General features: G+C 50.3%; 15 protein-coding genes and 1 other annotated feature. All 15 genes read right to left on the reverse strand.

The genetic code is table 11. The features are described 5' to 3' along the window. Window positions 1–120: 120 nt before the first annotated feature. On the reverse strand, window positions 121–1,311 hold the full coding sequence (gene tuf / locus EDM57_RS21770) for an elongation factor Tu (RefSeq protein WP_122906780.1): 1,191 nt from the start codon (window positions 1,309–1,311) through the stop codon (window positions 121–123). Window positions 1,312–1,430: 119 nt separating this feature from the next. Next, on the reverse strand, window positions 1,431–3,509 hold the full coding sequence (gene fusA, locus EDM57_RS21775) for an elongation factor G (protein WP_122906781.1): 2,079 nt from the start codon (window positions 3,507–3,509) through the stop codon (window positions 1,431–1,433). Window positions 3,510–3,580: 71 nt separating this feature from the next. Next, complete coding sequence (gene rpsG / locus EDM57_RS21780; protein ID WP_005828872.1) at window positions 3,581–4,051, reverse strand: 30S ribosomal protein S7; 471 nt, start codon at window positions 4,049–4,051, stop codon at window positions 3,581–3,583. Between the two features lie 54 nt (window positions 4,052–4,105). Then, complete coding sequence (rpsL, locus tag EDM57_RS21785) at window positions 4,106–4,540, reverse strand: 30S ribosomal protein S12 (protein ID WP_122906782.1); 435 nt, start codon at window positions 4,538–4,540, stop codon at window positions 4,106–4,108. A 120-nt stretch (window positions 4,541–4,660) separates the two neighbouring features. Then, the gene (locus EDM57_RS21790) at window positions 4,661–4,915 is read right to left on the reverse strand and encodes a 50S ribosomal protein L7ae-like protein (protein WP_122906783.1); all 255 of its coding nucleotides are present in this window, start codon (window positions 4,913–4,915) and stop codon (window positions 4,661–4,663) included. 139 nt (window positions 4,916–5,054) lie between these two features. After that, entirely contained in the window at window positions 5,055–8,681 is a 3,627-nt protein-coding gene (rpoC, locus tag EDM57_RS21795) for a DNA-directed RNA polymerase subunit beta' (RefSeq protein WP_122906784.1), read from the reverse strand. A gap of 29 nt (window positions 8,682–8,710) precedes the next feature. Next, complete coding sequence (gene rpoB, locus EDM57_RS21800) at window positions 8,711–12,250, reverse strand: DNA-directed RNA polymerase subunit beta (protein ID WP_122906785.1); 3,540 nt, start codon at window positions 12,248–12,250, stop codon at window positions 8,711–8,713. 307 nt (window positions 12,251–12,557) lie between these two features. Beyond that, window positions 12,558–13,154 (reverse strand): class I SAM-dependent methyltransferase, encoded by a 597-nt coding sequence (locus EDM57_RS21805; protein WP_122906786.1) that lies wholly within the window; start codon window positions 13,152–13,154, stop codon window positions 12,558–12,560. Window positions 13,155–13,250: 96 nt separating this feature from the next. Further along, window positions 13,251–13,613 (reverse strand): 50S ribosomal protein L7/L12, encoded by a 363-nt coding sequence (gene rplL / locus EDM57_RS21810; protein WP_005828881.1) that lies wholly within the window; start codon window positions 13,611–13,613, stop codon window positions 13,251–13,253. Window positions 13,614–13,669: 56 nt separating this feature from the next. After that, a complete protein-coding gene (rplJ, locus tag EDM57_RS21815; protein WP_122906787.1) occupies window positions 13,670–14,185 on the reverse strand; it encodes a 50S ribosomal protein L10 in 516 nt (171 codons plus the stop codon). Window positions 14,186–14,209: 24 nt separating this feature from the next. Next, window positions 14,210–14,374, reverse strand: a sequence feature (ribosomal protein L10 leader region). Window positions 14,375–14,416: 42 nt separating this feature from the next. Further along, complete coding sequence (gene rplA, locus EDM57_RS21820; RefSeq protein ID WP_122906788.1) at window positions 14,417–15,100, reverse strand: 50S ribosomal protein L1; 684 nt, start codon at window positions 15,098–15,100, stop codon at window positions 14,417–14,419. Window positions 15,101–15,191: 91 nt separating this feature from the next. Next, on the reverse strand, window positions 15,192–15,617 hold the full coding sequence (gene rplK / locus EDM57_RS21825) for a 50S ribosomal protein L11 (RefSeq protein ID WP_019123553.1): 426 nt from the start codon (window positions 15,615–15,617) through the stop codon (window positions 15,192–15,194). A 183-nt stretch (window positions 15,618–15,800) separates the two neighbouring features. Then, window positions 15,801–16,337 (reverse strand): transcription termination/antitermination protein NusG, encoded by a 537-nt coding sequence (nusG, locus tag EDM57_RS21830; RefSeq protein ID WP_122906789.1) that lies wholly within the window; start codon window positions 16,335–16,337, stop codon window positions 15,801–15,803. Window positions 16,338–16,382: 45 nt separating this feature from the next. After that, on the reverse strand, window positions 16,383–16,631 hold the full coding sequence (gene secE, locus EDM57_RS21835) for a preprotein translocase subunit SecE (RefSeq protein ID WP_122906790.1): 249 nt from the start codon (window positions 16,629–16,631) through the stop codon (window positions 16,383–16,385). Then, a complete protein-coding gene (gene rpmG / locus EDM57_RS21840; protein ID WP_003392018.1) occupies window positions 16,631–16,780 on the reverse strand; it encodes a 50S ribosomal protein L33 in 150 nt (49 codons plus the stop codon). Before rpmG ends, secE begins: the two co-directional genes overlap by 1 nt. Window positions 16,781–16,911: the final 131 nt, after the last annotated feature.

Genomic DNA, 16,911 nt, shown 5'->3' on the forward strand with positions numbered 1-16,911 from the left:
GCCAGTCGCCGGCTTATTGAATCATTTTGATGGGGGCGATGCAGAAAATTGATGAGACTTCGCAAGCAAATAGAAAAACCCGACAACAAAAGCTGTCGGGTTTTTGTGTATCCGTAAAAATTACTCTTCGATAGAAGCTACAACGCCAGCGCCTACTGTACGGCCACCTTCGCGGATCGCGAAGCGAGTACCTTGTTCCATCGCTACTGGAGCGATCAGTTCAACGGTGAACTCAGTGTTGTCGCCAGGCATAACCATTTCAACGCCTTCTGGCAGTTGGATGATACCTGTTACGTCAGTTGTACGGAAGTAGAATTGTGGACGGTAGTTAGCGAAGAATGGAGTGTGACGTCCACCTTCTTCTTTGGACAGAACGTAAACTTCTGCTTTGAACTTGGTGTAAGGTTTAACGGAACCTGGTTTTGCCAAGCATTGTCCGCGCTCGATGTCTTTACGCTCAACACCGCGCAGCAGGGCACCGATGTTGTCACCAGCTTCAGCTTGATCCAGCAATTTGCGGAACATCTCAACACCAGTTACAGTTGTAGAACGAGTTTCTTCGGACAGACCAACGATTTCTACTTGGTCACCAACTTTAACTACACCGCGCTCAACACGGCCAGTAGCAACTGTACCACGACCAGTGATTGTGAACACGTCCTCAACTGGCATCAGGAAAGGCTTGTCAGTTGCACGCTCAGGAGTTGGGATGTAGGTGTCTACAGCATCCATCAGTTCAACAATCTTTTTAGCCCAATCGCCGCTTGGGTTGTCGAGAGCTTCTTTAGCGGAACCTTTGATTACTGGAATATCGTCGCCTGGGAACTCGTATTGGGAGAGCAGGTCACGGATTTCCATTTCAACCAGTTCGAGCAACTCTTCATCGTCTACCATGTCGCATTTGTTCATGAATACTACGATGTAAGGTACGCCTACTTGGCGGGACAGCAGGATGTGTTCGCGAGTTTGTGGCATTGGGCCGTCAGCTGCGGATACAACCAGGATAGCGCCGTCCATTTGAGCAGCACCGGTAATCATGTTTTTCACGTAGTCAGCGTGACCAGGGCAGTCAACGTGAGCATAGTGACGATTTTCAGTTTCGTACTCAACGTGAGCGGTGTTGATGGTGATACCGCGCTCTTTTTCTTCTGGAGCAGCATCGATGCTGTCATAAGCCATAGCTTTTGCTTTACCTTGTTGCGCCAATACAGTAGTGATTGCAGCAGTCAGGGTAGTTTTACCGTGGTCAACGTGACCGATAGTACCGATATTAACGTGTGGTTTACTACGCTCAAATTTTTCTTTTGCCATGAGAGCTAAAGCCTCCTTAAATGATAAGGGTTTTATAGGTAAGAAAGGTTTACCCTATCGAGGGTTGCACCTTAAATATTGTAAACCTTTCCTGATTCAAGATAAAGCGGAACCGTAAATTATTCGCCTTTAGATTTCTTAATGATCTCTTCAGCGATGAATTTAGGCACTTCTTCGTAGTGGTCGATCACCATGGAGTATACGCCACGGCCTTGGGTACGGGAACGCAGAACTGTGGAGTAACCGAACATCTCGGACAGTGGTACCATCGCACGGATTACTTGTGCATTCGCACGAGCTTCCATACCTTCGATACGACCGCGGCGGGAGTTCAGGTCGCCCATTACGTCGCCCATGTACTCTTCCGGCATTGTAACTTCTACTTTCATGATTGGTTCGAGCAATACTGCATCACATTTTTTCGCAGCTTCTTTCAGAGCGAGAGAACCTGCTACTTTAAACGCCATCTCGGAGGAGTCGACATCATGGTAGCTACCGTCTACGATCGTAGCTTTGATGTCAACCAGTGGGAAGCCGGCGAGAACACCATTTTTCATCGCTTCTTCGATACCCGCTTGTACAGCAGGGATGTATTCGCGCGGTACCACACCACCGACGATTTTGTTTTCGAATTGGAAGCCTTGTCCTGGTTCGAGTGGTTCGAACTCCACCCAAACGTGACCGTATTGACCACGACCACCGGACTGACGAACGAATTTACCTTCCACTTTCGCAGCTTTACGGAATGTTTCACGGTAAGCTACTTGTGGAGCACCTACGTTCGACTCGACTTTAAATTCGCGTTTCAGACGGTCAACGATGATCTCCAGGTGAAGCTCACCCATACCGGAGATGATTGTTTGACCAGTCTCTTCGTCTGTGCGGGTTCTGAACGTTGGATCCTCTTCAGCCAGTTTGGACAGGCCGATACCCATCTTGTCTTGGTCTGCTTTGGATTTTGGTTCGATCGCAACAGAGATAACTGGCTCTGGGAATTCCATAGACTCGAGGATTACTGGAGCCTTTTCATCACACAGAGTGTCACCAGTTGTTGTGTCTTTCAGACCTACAGCAGCAGCGATGTCACCGGAGTAAACCACTTGGATCTCTTCGCGGTGGTTAGCGTGCATTTGCAGGATACGACCTACACGTTCACGTTTACCTTTTGTGGAGTTCAGAACGTAAGAACCGGAGTTCAGTACGCCGGAGTAAACGCGGAAGAAGGTCAGACGGCCTACGTACGGGTCAGTCATGATCTTGAAAGCAAGAGCAGCGAACGGACCGTTGTCGTCTGCAGGACGTTCAACTTCTTCTTCAGAGTCTGGCAAAGTACCTTTGATTGCAGGGATGTCTACTGGAGATGGCAGATAGTTAACAACGTTGTCCAGCATAAGCTGAACACCTTTGTTACGGTAAGAAGATCCGCACATTACAGGAGTCAGTTTGCACTCAATGGTACCTTTGCGCAGAGCTGCACGGATTTCGTCATTGGTCAGCTCTTCGCCTTCCAGGTACTTCATCATCAGCTCTTCGTCTTGTTCTGCAGCAGCTTCAACCAGTGCGAGACGCAACTCTTCGCACTTGTCTTTCAGCTCAGCAGGGATTTCGGTAGCATCGGAAGTTTTGCCCAGGTCATCGGTATAGATGATTGCCTTCATTTCGATCAGGTCAACCATGCCTTTGAACTGGTCTTCTGCTCCGATTGGATATTGAACCGCTACTGGGTTTGCACCCAGACGTGTTCTGATTTGCTCCAGGCACATATCAAAGTTAGCGCCCAGGATATCCATTTTGTTGATGTAGCACATACGCGGTACGCCGTAGCGGTCAGCTTGGCGCCATACGGTTTCGGTTTGCGGCTCAACGCCACCTTTTGCGTCAAAAACGGTTACAGCACCGTCAAGAACGCGCAGGGAGCGCTCAACTTCCACAGTGAAGTCTACGTGGCCTGGCGTGTCGATAATGTTGATACGATGGCCATTCCATTGAGCGGTAGTAGCAGCCGAAGTGATGGTGATACCGCGCTCTTGCTCTTGTTCCATCCAGTCCATGGTTGCTGCACCTTCGTGCGTCTCACCAATCTTGTGAACGCGACCGGTGTAGAACAGAATACGCTCAGTCGTTGTCGTTTTACCAGCATCGATGTGAGCCATGATACCGATATTACGCGTATTCGGCAAAGAGAACTCGCGAGCCATTCAGGTATGCTCCTTCCATACTCGAGTTTTTGAATAATCGGGTATCCAAAACGGACACCCGATTCAATTTCCTACCAGCGATAGTGAGCAAACGCTTTGTTCGCTTCAGCCATCTTGTGCGTGTCTTCACGCTTTTTAACTGCTGCACCGGTGTTGTTAGCAGCGTCCATGATCTCGTTAGCCAGACGTTGTTCCATGGTTTTCTCTCCGCGGCTACGGGAGTAGTTAACCAGCCAACGCAAACCAAGAGTAGTACGGCGCTCCGGTTTTACTTCGATTGGTACTTGGTAGTTAGCACCACCTACACGGCGAGCTTTAACTTCCAGTACAGGCATTACGTTTTTCAGTGCTTCTTCAAACACTTCCATCGGGTTGCGACCGGTGCGCTCCTGAATGATGGTGAATGCGTTGTAGAGAATATTTTGCGCTACACCGCGTTTGCCATCCAACATCAGGCGGTTAATCAAACGAGTAACCAGCTTGCTGTTGTAAATAGGATCAGGCAACACGTCACGACGGGTTACAGGACCTTTACGAGGCATCGTATTCCCTCCTTCTTTTCGTTATAAATTCACGCCGCTTCACAGGCGTTTTTCTTACTTCTTAGCTGCTGCTTGACCTGGTTTTGGACGTTTTGTACCGTATTTGGAACGACCTTGTTTACGGTTGTTAACGCCTGCAGTGTCAAGTGCACCACGAACGATATGGTAGCGTACCCCTGGCAAGTCTTTTACACGACCGCCGCGCACCAGCACGACGCTATGCTCTTGCAGGTTGTGGCCGATACCACCGATGTAAGCTGTTACCTCGATTCCGTTAGTCAAACGCACACGAGCGTATTTACGCAACGCAGAGTTTGGTTTTTTCGGAGTCATGGTACCTACACGAGTGCAAACACCACGTTTTTGAGGAGAGCTTTGGTTGGTTTGGCTTTTCTTGAAGCTGTTGTACCCTTTTTGCAGAGCTGGGGACTTCGACTTCACAACCTTGTCCGCACGACCTTTACGCACCAATTGGTTAATTGTAGGCATGATGTTACCTCCCTTCTTAATACCCAATCTTCAAGACCACAGATCCAGGTGAGTCATTTTTAGGCCAAATAGAAAGTTCTTGTCCACCTTTTGCGCAATGCGCAACAGACAAAAACATCGTTAACCACTTTTCTTGATCGCAGCGGTAGCCGCTCCCACTTCAATTCCGCACGCTTTGCCTAATCTGCGCATGGAATCTACATGGATGACTGGAACACCCTTCTCTTTGCAAAGGAGCTCGACTTTTTGGGTCAAACGTTTGTCGGCATCTTCCGCGATGTAAACTGCTTCAACCTGGAGGTTTTCCACGGCTTTCATCGTTTGCTTGATGCCAATCGTCAACTCCTTGGCCCGCTCTACTTTTTCATAAGACATGATTCTCATATCCTCCAAAGTACAGATGTCAGGCACACTTGAATATAATATCAGGTGGGCTAGTTGTTGTCAACGCCCAGCTCATATTTTTTATTCAGGAAGGCGCCCCCCCAAATTTTGACGGGCGCCACTCCTGCTATTACTCGACAGAAACGGCTTCCTGCGCTGCTTTCAGCGCTTCCTGTTCTGCTTCGTAATCAACCTGACTAGCTACTTTTACATTGCGATAACGGGACATGCCGGTACCAGCCGGAACGAGTTTCCCGATAATCACGTTTTCTTTCAGGCCGAGCAGGCGATCCACTTTTCCTTTGATCGCTGCGTCGGTGAGAACGCGAGTCGTCTCCTGGAAGGAAGCTGCCGACAGGAAGGAGTCGGTTTCCAGGGATGCTTTTGTAATCCCCAAAAGAACCGGACGACCCACTGCTGGATTCTTGCCTTCGATGAGAACTTTTGCGTTTGCTTGCTCAAACTCTGGAACTTCCACATAGGAGCCTGGCAAGAGGTCTGTGTCTCCGCTGTCGATGACACGCAGCTTGCGGAGCATCTGACGGATCATAACCTCAACGTGCTTGTCGTTAATTTCTACACCCTGCATACGGTATACTTTTTGTACCTCTTGCAAAATGTAGTTGGAAACGCCGCGCATGCCGCGAACTTTGAGCATTTCTTTCGGGTCTACGGAACCTTCCGTGAGCTCGTCACCGGCACTCAGCTTGGTACCGACAGATACCTTGATACGCGCACCGTATGGAGCAGAGTACACTTTGCTTTCCGCTTCGCCGCGAACTTCGATTTCACGACGGTCTTTGCCTTCGCGAATGTCGACAACTTCCCCGTCGATCTCGGAAATAACGGCCTGACCTTTTGGATTGCGCGCTTCAAACAGCTCTTGAATACGCGGCAAACCTTGGGTAATATCGTCTCCCGCAACCCCACCGGTATGGAAGGTACGCATGGTCAGCTGGGTACCAGGCTCACCAATGGACTGAGCGGCGATAATGCCAACCGCTTCTCCCACTTCCACCTCGGCTCCGGTTGCCAGGTTGCGTCCGTAGCACAGTTTGCAGACACCATGGCTGGTGCGGCAAGCGAGTACGTTGCGGATGTAGACACTTGTGATGCCCACTTTTTCGATATACTCGGCGATCTCTTCGGTAATTTCTTCGTTGCGGCCGACGATGACTTCGTTTGTTTCCGGATGGCGCAATGTCTCGAAGCATGTACGTCCAACCAGACGGTCAGACAGCTTCTCGATTTCTTCCCGGCCATCCTTGATCGCTGTAACACGGATCCCTTTATCCGTACCGCAATCTTTTTCGCGGACGATTACGTCTTGGGCAACGTCTACGAGACGACGGGTCAAGTAACCCGAGTCCGCAGTACGCAGCGCCGTATCGGCGAGACCTTTCCGCGCACCGTGCGTGGAGATAAAGTACTCCAATACGGTCAGACCTTCACGGAAGTTGGATTTGATCGGCAACTCGATGATTCGGCCGGACGGGTTCGCCATCAGACCGCGCATACCAGCGAGCTGTGTGATCTGGGACACGTTACCGCGGGCACCGGAATTCGCCATCATGAAGATCGCATTGAATTTGTCCATGGACTTCATGAGTACGTCGGTTACTTCGTCCTTGGCTTTGGACCAGATCGAGATGACGCGGTCGTAACGCTCGTCTTCGGTAATCAGACCGCGACGGAACTGCGTCATGACGGTTGCCACTTTTTTATCCGCTTCTTCCAGAATGTCTTTCTTCTTCTCTGGTACGGCAATGTCCGCTACCGCGATGGTAATACCGGCTTTTGTCGAGTACGTGAAGCCCAGTTCCTTGATCTTGTCGAGGATCATGGACGTTTTCATCGTACCGAAGCGGCGGAAGCATTCGGAAATGATTGTTCCCAGGAAGCCTTTTTTCACCGCGCCCGGATCAGGCAGCTTCTTGATGAACTCCGGAATATTTACGCCTTTATCGAAAATAAAGTATTCGTCAGGAACCATGTTTTGCAGGTTCGCTTTTGTTGGCACGTTAATGTATGGCAGCTCTGGCGGGAAGATTTCGTTGAAGATCACTTTCCCGACAGTCGTTACGATGAGCGCGTTCTGCTGGCGCTCGGTAAAGCTGGTTTTGTTCAGGCGTTTCGCAGGCAAGGCGATGCGCGTATGCAGGCTGATAAAGCCTTGCTGGTAAGCGGCAATCGCATCGTGAGGATCGCGGTAGACCGTACCCTCGCCTTTGTCGCCTTCGCGTTCGAGCGTCAGGTAGTAAGAACCAAGCACCATGTCCTGGGATGGCGTTACTACCGGTTTGCCGTCTTTCGGGTTCAGGATGTTTTGCGCAGCCAGCATGAGGATACGGGCTTCCGCCTGTGCCTCTGCGGACAACGGAACGTGAACCGCCATCTGGTCACCGTCGAAGTCCGCGTTGTACGCTGTACAAACGAGCGGGTGCAGACGGATCGCACGGCCTTCGACCAGTACCGGTTCGAAAGCCTGGATACCCAGACGGTGCAAGGTGGGGGCACGGTTCAGAAGCACTGGATGCTCGCGAATCACGTCTTCGAGAACGTCCCATACTTCAGGCTGAACGCGCTCTACCTTGCGCTTGGCGCTCTTGATGTTGTGAGCGAGTCCTTTGGACACCAGCTCTTTCATCACGAACGGTTTGAAGAGTTCCAGCGCCATTTCTTTTGGCAGACCGCACTGGTACATCTTCAGGTTAGGTCCTACAACGATAACGGAACGTCCGGAGTAGTCAACACGCTTACCGAGCAGGTTTTGGCGGAAACGTCCTTGCTTACCTTTCAGCATGTGGCTGAGAGATTTCAGCGGACGATTACCTGGGCCAGTCACCGGACGACCGCGACGGCCGTTGTCAATGAGCGCGTCTACTGCTTCCTGCAGCATCCGTTTTTCGTTTTGTACGATAATGTCAGGAGCACCCAGTTCGAGCAGGCGCTTCAGACGGTTATTCCGGTTGATTACGCGACGGTACAGATCGTTCAGGTCGGAAGTGGCAAAACGTCCACCATCCAACTGAACCATCGGACGAAGCTCTGGCGGAATTACCGGCAAAACGTCCAGAACCATCCACTCCGGATGGTTGCCGGAGTTGCGGAACGCCTCCAGCACTTCCAGGCGCTTGATCGCACGGTTGCGACGTTGGCCTTGCGCTGTTTTCAGGTCTTCCTTCAGCATTTCCACGTCTTTGTCCAGGTCAATTTCCGCGAGCAGGCGCTTGATCGCCTCGGCACCCATCATCGCCTGGAAAGAGTGGCCGTATTTCTCCCGATAGTTGCGGTACTCTTTTTCCGAGAGCAACTGCTTTTTATCGAGTGGAGTGTCACCTGGATCAGTTACTACATAAGAAGCGAAGTAGATAACTTCCTCCAGGGAACGCGGGGACATGTCAAGCACCAGACCCATGCGGCTTGGAATCCCTTTGAAATACCAGATGTGAGAAACCGGGGCAGCCAGCTCAATATGCCCCATGCGCTCACGCCGTACTTTGGCGCGGGTCACTTCCACGCCGCAACGGTCGCACACGACACCTTTATAACGTACACGCTTGTACTTACCGCAATGGCACTCCCAGTCCTTGGTCGGTCCAAAGATGCGTTCGCAGAACAAGCCGTCTTTTTCCGGTTTCAGTGTGCGGTAGTTGATCGTCTCTGGCTTTTTCACTTCCCCGAAAGACCACAAACGGATCTTGTCGGGGGAAGCCAAGCCGATCTTCATATATTCGAAGTTGTTCACGTCTATCACAGGGCGTTACCTCCCTTTGTACCGGAATCTTACTCGTCGTTCAAGCTTCCACCTTCGAGAACGAGGTTCAGTTTTTCACCGTTACCTTCATCCTCGTCTTCCATTTCTCGCATTTCAATCTCCTGCTCGTCACCGGACAGGATCTTCACGTCCATACCCAAGCTTTGCAGTTCCTTGATAAGAACCTTGAACGATTCAGGAACACCTGGCTCTGGTACGTTTTCACCTTTGACAATCGCTTCGTACGTCTTCACACGGCCCACGACGTCATCCGACTTGACGGTGAGGATTTCCTGCAAGGTGTAGGCTGCACCGTAAGCTTCCAATGCCCAAACCTCCATCTCCCCGAAACGCTGTCCGCCGAACTGGGCTTTACCACCCAATGGCTGCTGGGTAACGAGAGAGTATGGACCAGTAGAACGAGCGTGGATTTTGTCATCCACCAAGTGAGCCAGTTTCAGCATGTATACGCATCCGACCGTTACACGACGATCGAACGGTTCACCTGTACGTCCATCGTACAAAATGGTTTTACCATCGCGGTCGAGGCCAGCCTCTTCCAACGTCTCGAATACTTCCGCCTGACGGGCACCGTCGAATACAGGTGTCGCCACGTGGATACCGAGAAGCTTCGCCGCCATACCCAGGTGCGTCTCCAGTACCTGACCGATGTTCATACGCGAAGGTACGCCCAGCGGGTTCAGGACGATTTCAACCGGAGAGCCGTCTGGAAGGAATGGCATATCCTCTTCTGGCATGATCCGCGCGATAACCCCTTTGTTACCATGTCGTCCGGCCATTTTGTCACCCACGGAAATTTTCCGTTTTTGGGCGATGTAGACACGTACCAGCTGGTTTACGCCTGGAGGCAGCTCATCGCCGTTCTCACGCGTAAATACTTTTACGTCTACGACAATACCGGAACCACCGTGCGGCACGCGCAGGGATGTGTCGCGAACTTCACGAGCTTTTTCCCCGAAGATCGCGTGCAGGAGGCGTTCTTCGGCAGTCAGCTCAGTAACCCCTTTAGGTGTTACTTTACCAACGAGGATATCGCCGTCCTGGATCTCTGCACCGACGCGGATAATACCGCGCTCATCGAGGTTTTTCAGAGCATCTTCCCCGACGTTTGGAATGTCGCGGGTGATTTCCTCTGGACCCAGTTTGGTGTCGCGAGCTTCGGACTCGTATTCTTCAATATGGATCGACGTGTAAACGTCATCCTTCACAAGCTTCTCGCTAAGGAGAATCGCATCCTCGTAGTTGTAACCTTCCCACGTCATAAACGCGACGATTACGTTACGTCCCAGTGCCAATTCACCTTTTTCGGTGGATGGACCGTCACCAATGATGTCGCCTTTTTCAATCCAGTCTCCGCGTCTTACAATCGGGCGCTGGTTGATGCAAGTACCCTGGTTGGAACGGATGAACTTGTGCAATTTGTATTTGTCGATGTCTCCGGCTACTTTCTTGCCGTCGATTTCTGTGTAGCGGCGAACCCAGATTTCGCGAGCGGTTACGCGCTCTACCTGGCCCGGATGCTTCGCAACGATCGCGACACCGGAGTCTTGCGCTGCTTTGTGTTCCATACCAGTACCGACGAACGGCGCTTGAGGAATCAAAAGCGGAACGGCCTGCCGCTGCATGTTGGAACCCATCAGTGCGCGGTTCGCGTCGTCGTTCTCCAGGAATGGAATGAGCGCGGTCGCCACAGATACAACCTGCTTCGGCGATACGTCCATGAAGTCTACCTTGTCGCGCGGCACGCTCAAAATCTCGCCTTTACGACGGCAGATAACCATGTCGTTGACAAAGCGGCCTTCCTCATCGAGTGGCTGGTTTGCCTGCGCCACGTTGTACACATCTTCTTCATCCGCAGTCAGATAGACGATGTCATCCAGAACAAAGCCTGTTTCCGGATCTACCTTGCGGCGCGGTGTCTCGATGAAGCCGTAGTCGTTGATGCGCGCAAAGGACGACAGCGAGTTAATCAAACCGATGTTCGGACCCTCCGGCGTCTCAATCGGACACATACGGCCATAGTGAGAGTGGTGAACGTCGCGCACTTCAAAGCCTGCGCGCTCCCGCGTCAAACCACCAGGTCCGAGCGCGGACAGACGGCGTTTGTGCGTCAGTTCAGCCAACGGGTTTGTTTGGTCCATGAACTGGGACAGCTGCGAGCTTCCGAAGAACTCCTTCAGCGATGCGATCACTGGACGGATGTTAATCAGAGCCTGCGGCGTAATCTGGTTCTGATCCTGGATGGACATGCGCTCGCGCACCACGCGCTCCATACGGGACAAACCGATACGGAACTGGTTTTGCAAAAGCTCACCCACGGAACGCAGACGACGGTTGCCCAAGTGGTCGATATCGTCTGTGGAACCAACGCCGTGCAGCAGGTTAATGAAGTAGTTGATCGCCGCTACGATGTCCGCCGGCGTAATATGCTTGACAGATTTATCTACATTTCCGTTTCCAATCACTTTGATGATCTTGCCATCTTCAAGCGGAGAGAAAATGTTGATGGATTGCAGATGAATCGTGTCTTCTTCCAAAACGCCGCCATGTGTGCGAACGTCAAGGTAGCCGACATTGCTTTCAAGTGCTGGCAAAATGCGATCCAGCAGACGGCGGTCAATCATTTGACCGGCTTCAGCTAAAATTTCACCTGTTGTCGTATCGACCAATGTCTCAGCAAGACGCTGGTTGTACAGACGGTTTTTCAGGTGAAGCTTTTTGTTCATTTTGTAACGACCTACAGATGCCAGGTCATAGCGCTTTGGATCGAAGAAGCGAGAGATCAGGAGGCTCTTCGCGTTTTCGACTGTTGGCGGCTCGCCCGGACGAAGACGCTCGTAAATTTCGATGAGCGCTTTTTCCGTAGAATCGGTGTTGTCTTTTTCCAGCGTATTCTTGATATACTCATCTTCACCCAGCAAATTGAGGATCTCAATGTCGGAACCAAAACCGAGTGCACGCAAAAGAACCGTTACCGGGATTTTTCGCGTACGGTCGATGCGGACATAAATGACGTCTTTCGCGTCGGTCTCCAGCTCAAGCCAGGCACCCCGGTTCGGAATTACCGTAGCTGTAAACGTCTGCTTGCCGTTTTTGTCCACTTTGGTGTTGTAATATACACTGGGGGAACGAACAAGCTGGCTGACGATTACGCGCTCAGCACCATTAATAATGAAGGTTCCCGTTTCGGTCATGAGCGGGAAATCCCCCATGAAGACTTCTTGTTCCTTCACTTCTCCCGTCTCTTTGTTCAACAAACGTACCTTCACACGCAGAGGCGCCGCATAGGTGACGTCACGTTCTTTCGACTCGTCAACATCGTACTTGGGTTCTCCCAAGCTGTAGTCGATAAACTCCAGCACGAGATTGCCAGTGAAGTCCTGGATTGGCGAAATGTCCTGGAACATCTCACGGAGCCCTTCATCAAGGAACCATTGGTAGGACTTTTGCTGAATCTCGATGAGATTTGGAAGGCCCAGCACTTCGTTAATACGTGAATACGTACGACGCTGGCGGTGTCGGCCACTTTGAATCACTTTACCTGCCAACTTATTCACCCCTCAGGTTGTGTTTTCACACATAGAAACTTGGCATTCGGCAATCTTGCAATTGCGAGCGAACACCTTAAAATAAAAATGGGTTAAAGCAGCATTAACCATTTTTAACCCAGAGAAACTCTATTTTAAAAGAATTCCCATGTTTTTACACAAACATTCCTATCTTGTAAAAAAACTAGAAACGCTTGACAAACAGGGAATTACTGAAAAATAGACATTTATCCCATATTGACATTTTATAATGCTACCACAATCAAATATTCACGTCAAGAAAAGTTTTCTAATGATTGTCGCTTGACTATTTGATTGCCCGAAAAATGCAGTATCCTTTTTCCCGATCCACTTCTATTACTTCACGGTAAGTCTCTTGCAGCTTCTTCAAAGCAGATGGAGCGCCTTGCTTTTTCTGAATAACGACCCACAACTCTCCACCTTCAACAAGCAGCCCGTGTCCTTCTGTAAAAATGCGATGAACAATTTCCTTACCCGCCCGAATTGGCGGATTGGTCAAAATGACATCGTACTTCTCGCCTTGTACGGCACTGTACACATCACTGACCCGCACTTCCACATTTTTGATCCCGTTTCTTTCAGCATTCCGACGAGCCAGGTCAACCGCACGCTCATTCACGTCGATCATCGTCACCCGCCCCTGATCCGCAAGCATCGCAGCCGTCAAGCCGATCGGCCCGTAGCCGCAGCCGACATCGAGCACACGGGCGTGGCGATCCATCTCCATGTTTTCGATGAGCAATACACTTCCAAAGTCAATCCGGTCCCGGGAAAAAACGCCTGCATCCGTAATGAAGCGCAGCTCCTTCCCGCGCAGCACAAACGAAAACTGCTGCTCGTCATGCGCCGCCCCCGGCCGATTGGTGTAATAGTGATCTGCCACGTGTGATTCACCCTTCCTTCGATTGGAAAACACTCGCCGTCCCCCTACAGAAAAACCCCCTGCCGCAGGCAAGGGGAATTTCTAAAGAAAGCTAACTTACTTCACTTCTACTTGTGCGCCAGCTTCTTCGAGTTTTGCTTTGAGAGATTCTGCTTCCTCTTTGGAAACGCCCTCTTTGAGTGTTTTTGGAGCGTTGTCTACCAGGTCTTTTGCTTCTTTCAGACCCAGACCAGTCAGCTCGCGAACAACTTTGATAACGTTGATTTTGGAAGCGCCGCCGCTTACCAGAGTTACAGTGAATTCAGTTTGCTCAGCAGCAGCTTCAGCAGCGCCACCAGCAACTACAGCTACAGGAGCAGCAGCAGTTACGCCGAATTCTTCTTCGATTGCTTTTACCAGATCGTTCAGTTCGAGAACGGACATGCCTTTAATGGCTTCCAAGATTTGCTCTTTAGACATTATGAAATCCTCCATTCATATAAATAGTATTGTGTAAGGCTTAACCGATCAGACGATTACGCGCCTTGACCTTCTTTTTGCTCTGCCACTGCTTTGACTGCCAGTGCAACGTTGCGCATTGGAGCTTGCAGGACGGAGAGCAGCATGGACAAGAGACCTTCGCGGGAAGGAAGAGTTGCCAGTGCTTTGATTTGATCTGCACCAACTACTTTGCCTTCGATCACGCCACCCTTGATTTCCAGCTGTTCGTTTTTCTTCGCGAATTCAGCGATGATTTTTGCTGGAGCAACAGCATCGTCTTTGGAGAACGCCAGAGCGTTCGGGCCAGTCAGATATTGATCCAGTTCAGTCAAGCTTTCTTTCGCAGTAGCCAGACGAGTCAGGGAGTTTTTCAACACCTGGAACTCAACACCAGCTTCACGCAGTTGTTTGCGGAGCTCGGTAACTTGGGCTACAGTCAGACCGCGGTAGTCAGCCACCACTGTGGTTTGGCTCTCGCGGAGCTTGGTTGCGATTTCGTTGATTGCTTGTACCTTTTCTTCACGAATAACGGTTGGACGAATTTCTGCCATTGTTTACACCTCCCGTGCTCTAATCCTGGAAAATGAAGAATGCCCTCGCAGACATCACGAGGGCATAATGCTCTATCGTCAAAGGAAATGACCATTTCCTCTTTCGTACATTACACGCCTCGGAGGGATATTAAGCGTTACTCTTGCAAGTACCGCACCTTCTGTCTACGGCATATTCTTTTCATCAACAGGAACTATCTTAACAACTCCCCAAAGGGAAGTCAAGCGTCATTATTTTACAGCTACGCGTACACCAGGGCCCATTGTGGAGCTCAGGGTTACATTTTTCATGTAAACGCCTTTTGCCGCAGCTGGTTTCGCACGGTTCAGCGCTTCCGTCAGAGCAGCCAGGTTTTCAGCCAGCTTGTCAGCGTCGAAGGACACTTTACCGATTGGAGCGTGGATGTTACCTGCCTTGTCTACGCGATACTCGATTTTACCTGCTTTGATTTCGTTAACCGCTTTTGTTACGTCAAAAGTAACTGTACCGGTTTTCGGGTTTGGCATCAGGCCTTTTGGACCGAGTACACGACCCAATTTACCTACTTCACCCATCATGTCAGGAGTAGCTACTACGACGTCAAAGTCGAACCAGCCACCTTGGATTTTCGCGATCATGTCTGCATCGCCCACGAAGTCAGCGCCAGCAGCTTCTGCTTCTTTTGCTTTTTCGCCCTTAGCGAATACAAGAACGCGTTGTACTTTACCAGTACCGTGTGGCAGCACTACAGCGCCACGGATTTGTTGGTCAGCACGCTTAGGATCTACACCCAAACGGAATGCTGCTTCAACGGTTTCGTCGAATTTGGCAGTAGCTGCTTTTTTCACCAGCTCAATGCCTTCAACTACTTCGTACACTTTGTTTTTATCAACGAGCTTTGCAGCCTCTTGATACTTCTTGCCTTTTTTAGCCATGAATAATAATCTCCCTTCAATGTGGTCGTAGCGGTTAATCCTCCCACAGACAGGGGGGCACAATGTCTGTGCCCCCTTGCACCCAAGACAATTAGTCTTCGATTACGATACCCATGGAACGAGCGGTACCTTCCACCATGCGCATAGCCGCTTCTACGGATGCAGCATTCAGGTCAGGACGCTTCAGTTCAGCGATTTCGCGAACTTTATCACGTTTCAGCGTAGCAACTTTTGTTTTGTTTGGTACGCCGGAACCGGACTCGATACCAGCAGCTTTCTTCAGCAGAACAGCAGCTGGAGGAGTTTTGGTGATAAAGGTGAAAGAGCGGTCTTCATATACGGTGATTTCCACCGGAATAATCATACCTGCTTCGCTCTCTGTACGAGCATTGAATTCTTTACAGAACCCCATGATGTTTACACCAGCTTGACCGAGAGCCGGACCTACTGGAGGTGCAGGATTCGCTTTACCTGCTGGGATTTGTAATTTAATTACGCGGATAACCTTCTTAGCCACGTAAGACACCTCCTTACTTCACATGTGGTTATTACGGGGGAATGCCCCCTCCCACCGTCTTATGAAAGTCTCGCAAAAGACTTTCGATCTATAGTGAGAGTGCAAGAAACCCCAGATATTGTTGTGGGATTGTTAAAACAAAATGAAATGTACCACATAGCGCGATACTTTTCAAGTTGAATCCTAATCCAATTTTTGAACTTGTGTAAAGTCTAGCTCTACCGGTGTTTCGCGACCGAAGATGTCCACCAATACGCGAACCTTCTGTCTGTCGGGGTGAATCTCGATAATCTCCCCGGTGCGATTCGAAAATGGACCATCTGTGACGCGCACCATATCGCGGAGAGCAAAATCGACTCTGATCTTGGGAATTTCGATCCCCATCTGCTTGAGAATCGCATCGGCCTCTTCAGGACGCAGCGCTGTCGGCTTGGAGCCAGCGCCCGTGGATCCGACAAAGCCGGTAACCCCAGGAGTGTTACGCACGACATACCAAGAGTCGTCCGTCATCACCATTTCAACAAGGACGTATCCAGGGAACACTTTTTTCGTGACGGTGCGCTTTTTGCCATCCTTGGTCTCCACTTCTTCTTCAGTGGGAACGAGAACGCGAAAGATCTTGTCTTCCATGCCCATCGACTCGACGCGTTTCTCCAGATTCGTCTTGACCTTGTTTTCGTAACCTGAGTACGTATGAACGACATACCATGCTTTTTCCATATCCACCAGGACGTTAACCGTCCGTCCCTCCTAAGACTTGCAAAATTACGTTCCTAGAATCAAATCGATCAAGCGCGAGATTCCCAAATCAACGACGAAGAAGAATATCGCCAGAAGCACAACCGTAACGAGAACAACGATTGTATAGGTCGTCAACTCCTTACGATTCGGCCAACGGACTTTCTTTAGTTCGGACATTACGTCGCCAAAGAATTCACCGGTGCGGCGAAAACTGGCTCCGATTCGTGCTAAAAAACCCACTTTGCCACCCCCTGACTTCGTCGCATCAACCATTACTTCGTCTCGCGATGAAGGGTTTGCTTCTTGTCACGGGAGCAATACTTTTTCAGCTCAACACGTTCAGTAGTGGTGCGTTTGTTTTTTGTGGAGATATAGTTACGCTCGCCACACTCGGTGCATGCCAACGTGATGTTTACTCGCATTTATTGCCACCTCCATCTCATTTCAAACCTGCTATTCGTTAAAAGTACCAAATGATAAATAGTACGGGAAAACCGCTACTTTTTCCTGACCATTTCATTCATTAAAGTAACCAAAGAACAGAGAGATAAGA

Source organism: Brevibacillus gelatini, assembly GCF_003710935.1.
Taxonomy (GTDB): Bacteria; Bacillota; Bacilli; order Brevibacillales; family Brevibacillaceae; genus Brevibacillus; species Brevibacillus gelatini.

Excerpts from the sequence above, each read along its gene's own strand:
- tuf (WP_122906780.1), bottom strand. The coding sequence starts at position 1,311 with ATGGCAAAAGAAAAATTTGAGCGTAGTAAACCACACGTTAATATCGGT.
- rplL (WP_005828881.1), bottom strand. The coding sequence starts at position 13,613 with ATGTCTAAAGAGCAAATCTTGGAAGCCATTAAAGGCATGTCCGTTCTC.
- rpsL (WP_122906782.1), bottom strand. The coding sequence starts at position 4,540 with ATGCCTACAATTAACCAATTGGTGCGTAAAGGTCGTGCGGACAAGGTT.
- rpmG (WP_003392018.1), bottom strand. The coding sequence starts at position 16,780 with ATGCGAGTAAACATCACGTTGGCATGCACCGAGTGTGGCGAGCGTAAC.
- rpsG (WP_005828872.1), bottom strand. The coding sequence starts at position 4,051 with ATGCCTCGTAAAGGTCCTGTAACCCGTCGTGACGTGTTGCCTGATCCT.
- EDM57_RS21790 (WP_122906783.1), bottom strand. The coding sequence starts at position 4,915 with ATGTCTTATGAAAAAGTAGAGCGGGCCAAGGAGTTGACGATTGGCATC.
- rplA (WP_122906788.1), bottom strand. The coding sequence starts at position 15,100 with ATGGCTAAAAAAGGCAAGAAGTATCAAGAGGCTGCAAAGCTCGTTGAT.
- secE (WP_122906790.1), bottom strand. The coding sequence starts at position 16,631 with ATGGTTGATGCGACGAAGTCAGGGGGTGGCAAAGTGGGTTTTTTAGCA.
- nusG (WP_122906789.1), bottom strand. The coding sequence starts at position 16,337 with ATGGAAAAAGCATGGTATGTCGTTCATACGTACTCAGGTTACGAAAAC.
- fusA (WP_122906781.1), bottom strand. The coding sequence starts at position 3,509 with ATGGCTCGCGAGTTCTCTTTGCCGAATACGCGTAATATCGGTATCATG.
- rplJ (WP_122906787.1), bottom strand. The coding sequence starts at position 14,185 with ATGGCAGAAATTCGTCCAACCGTTATTCGTGAAGAAAAGGTACAAGCA.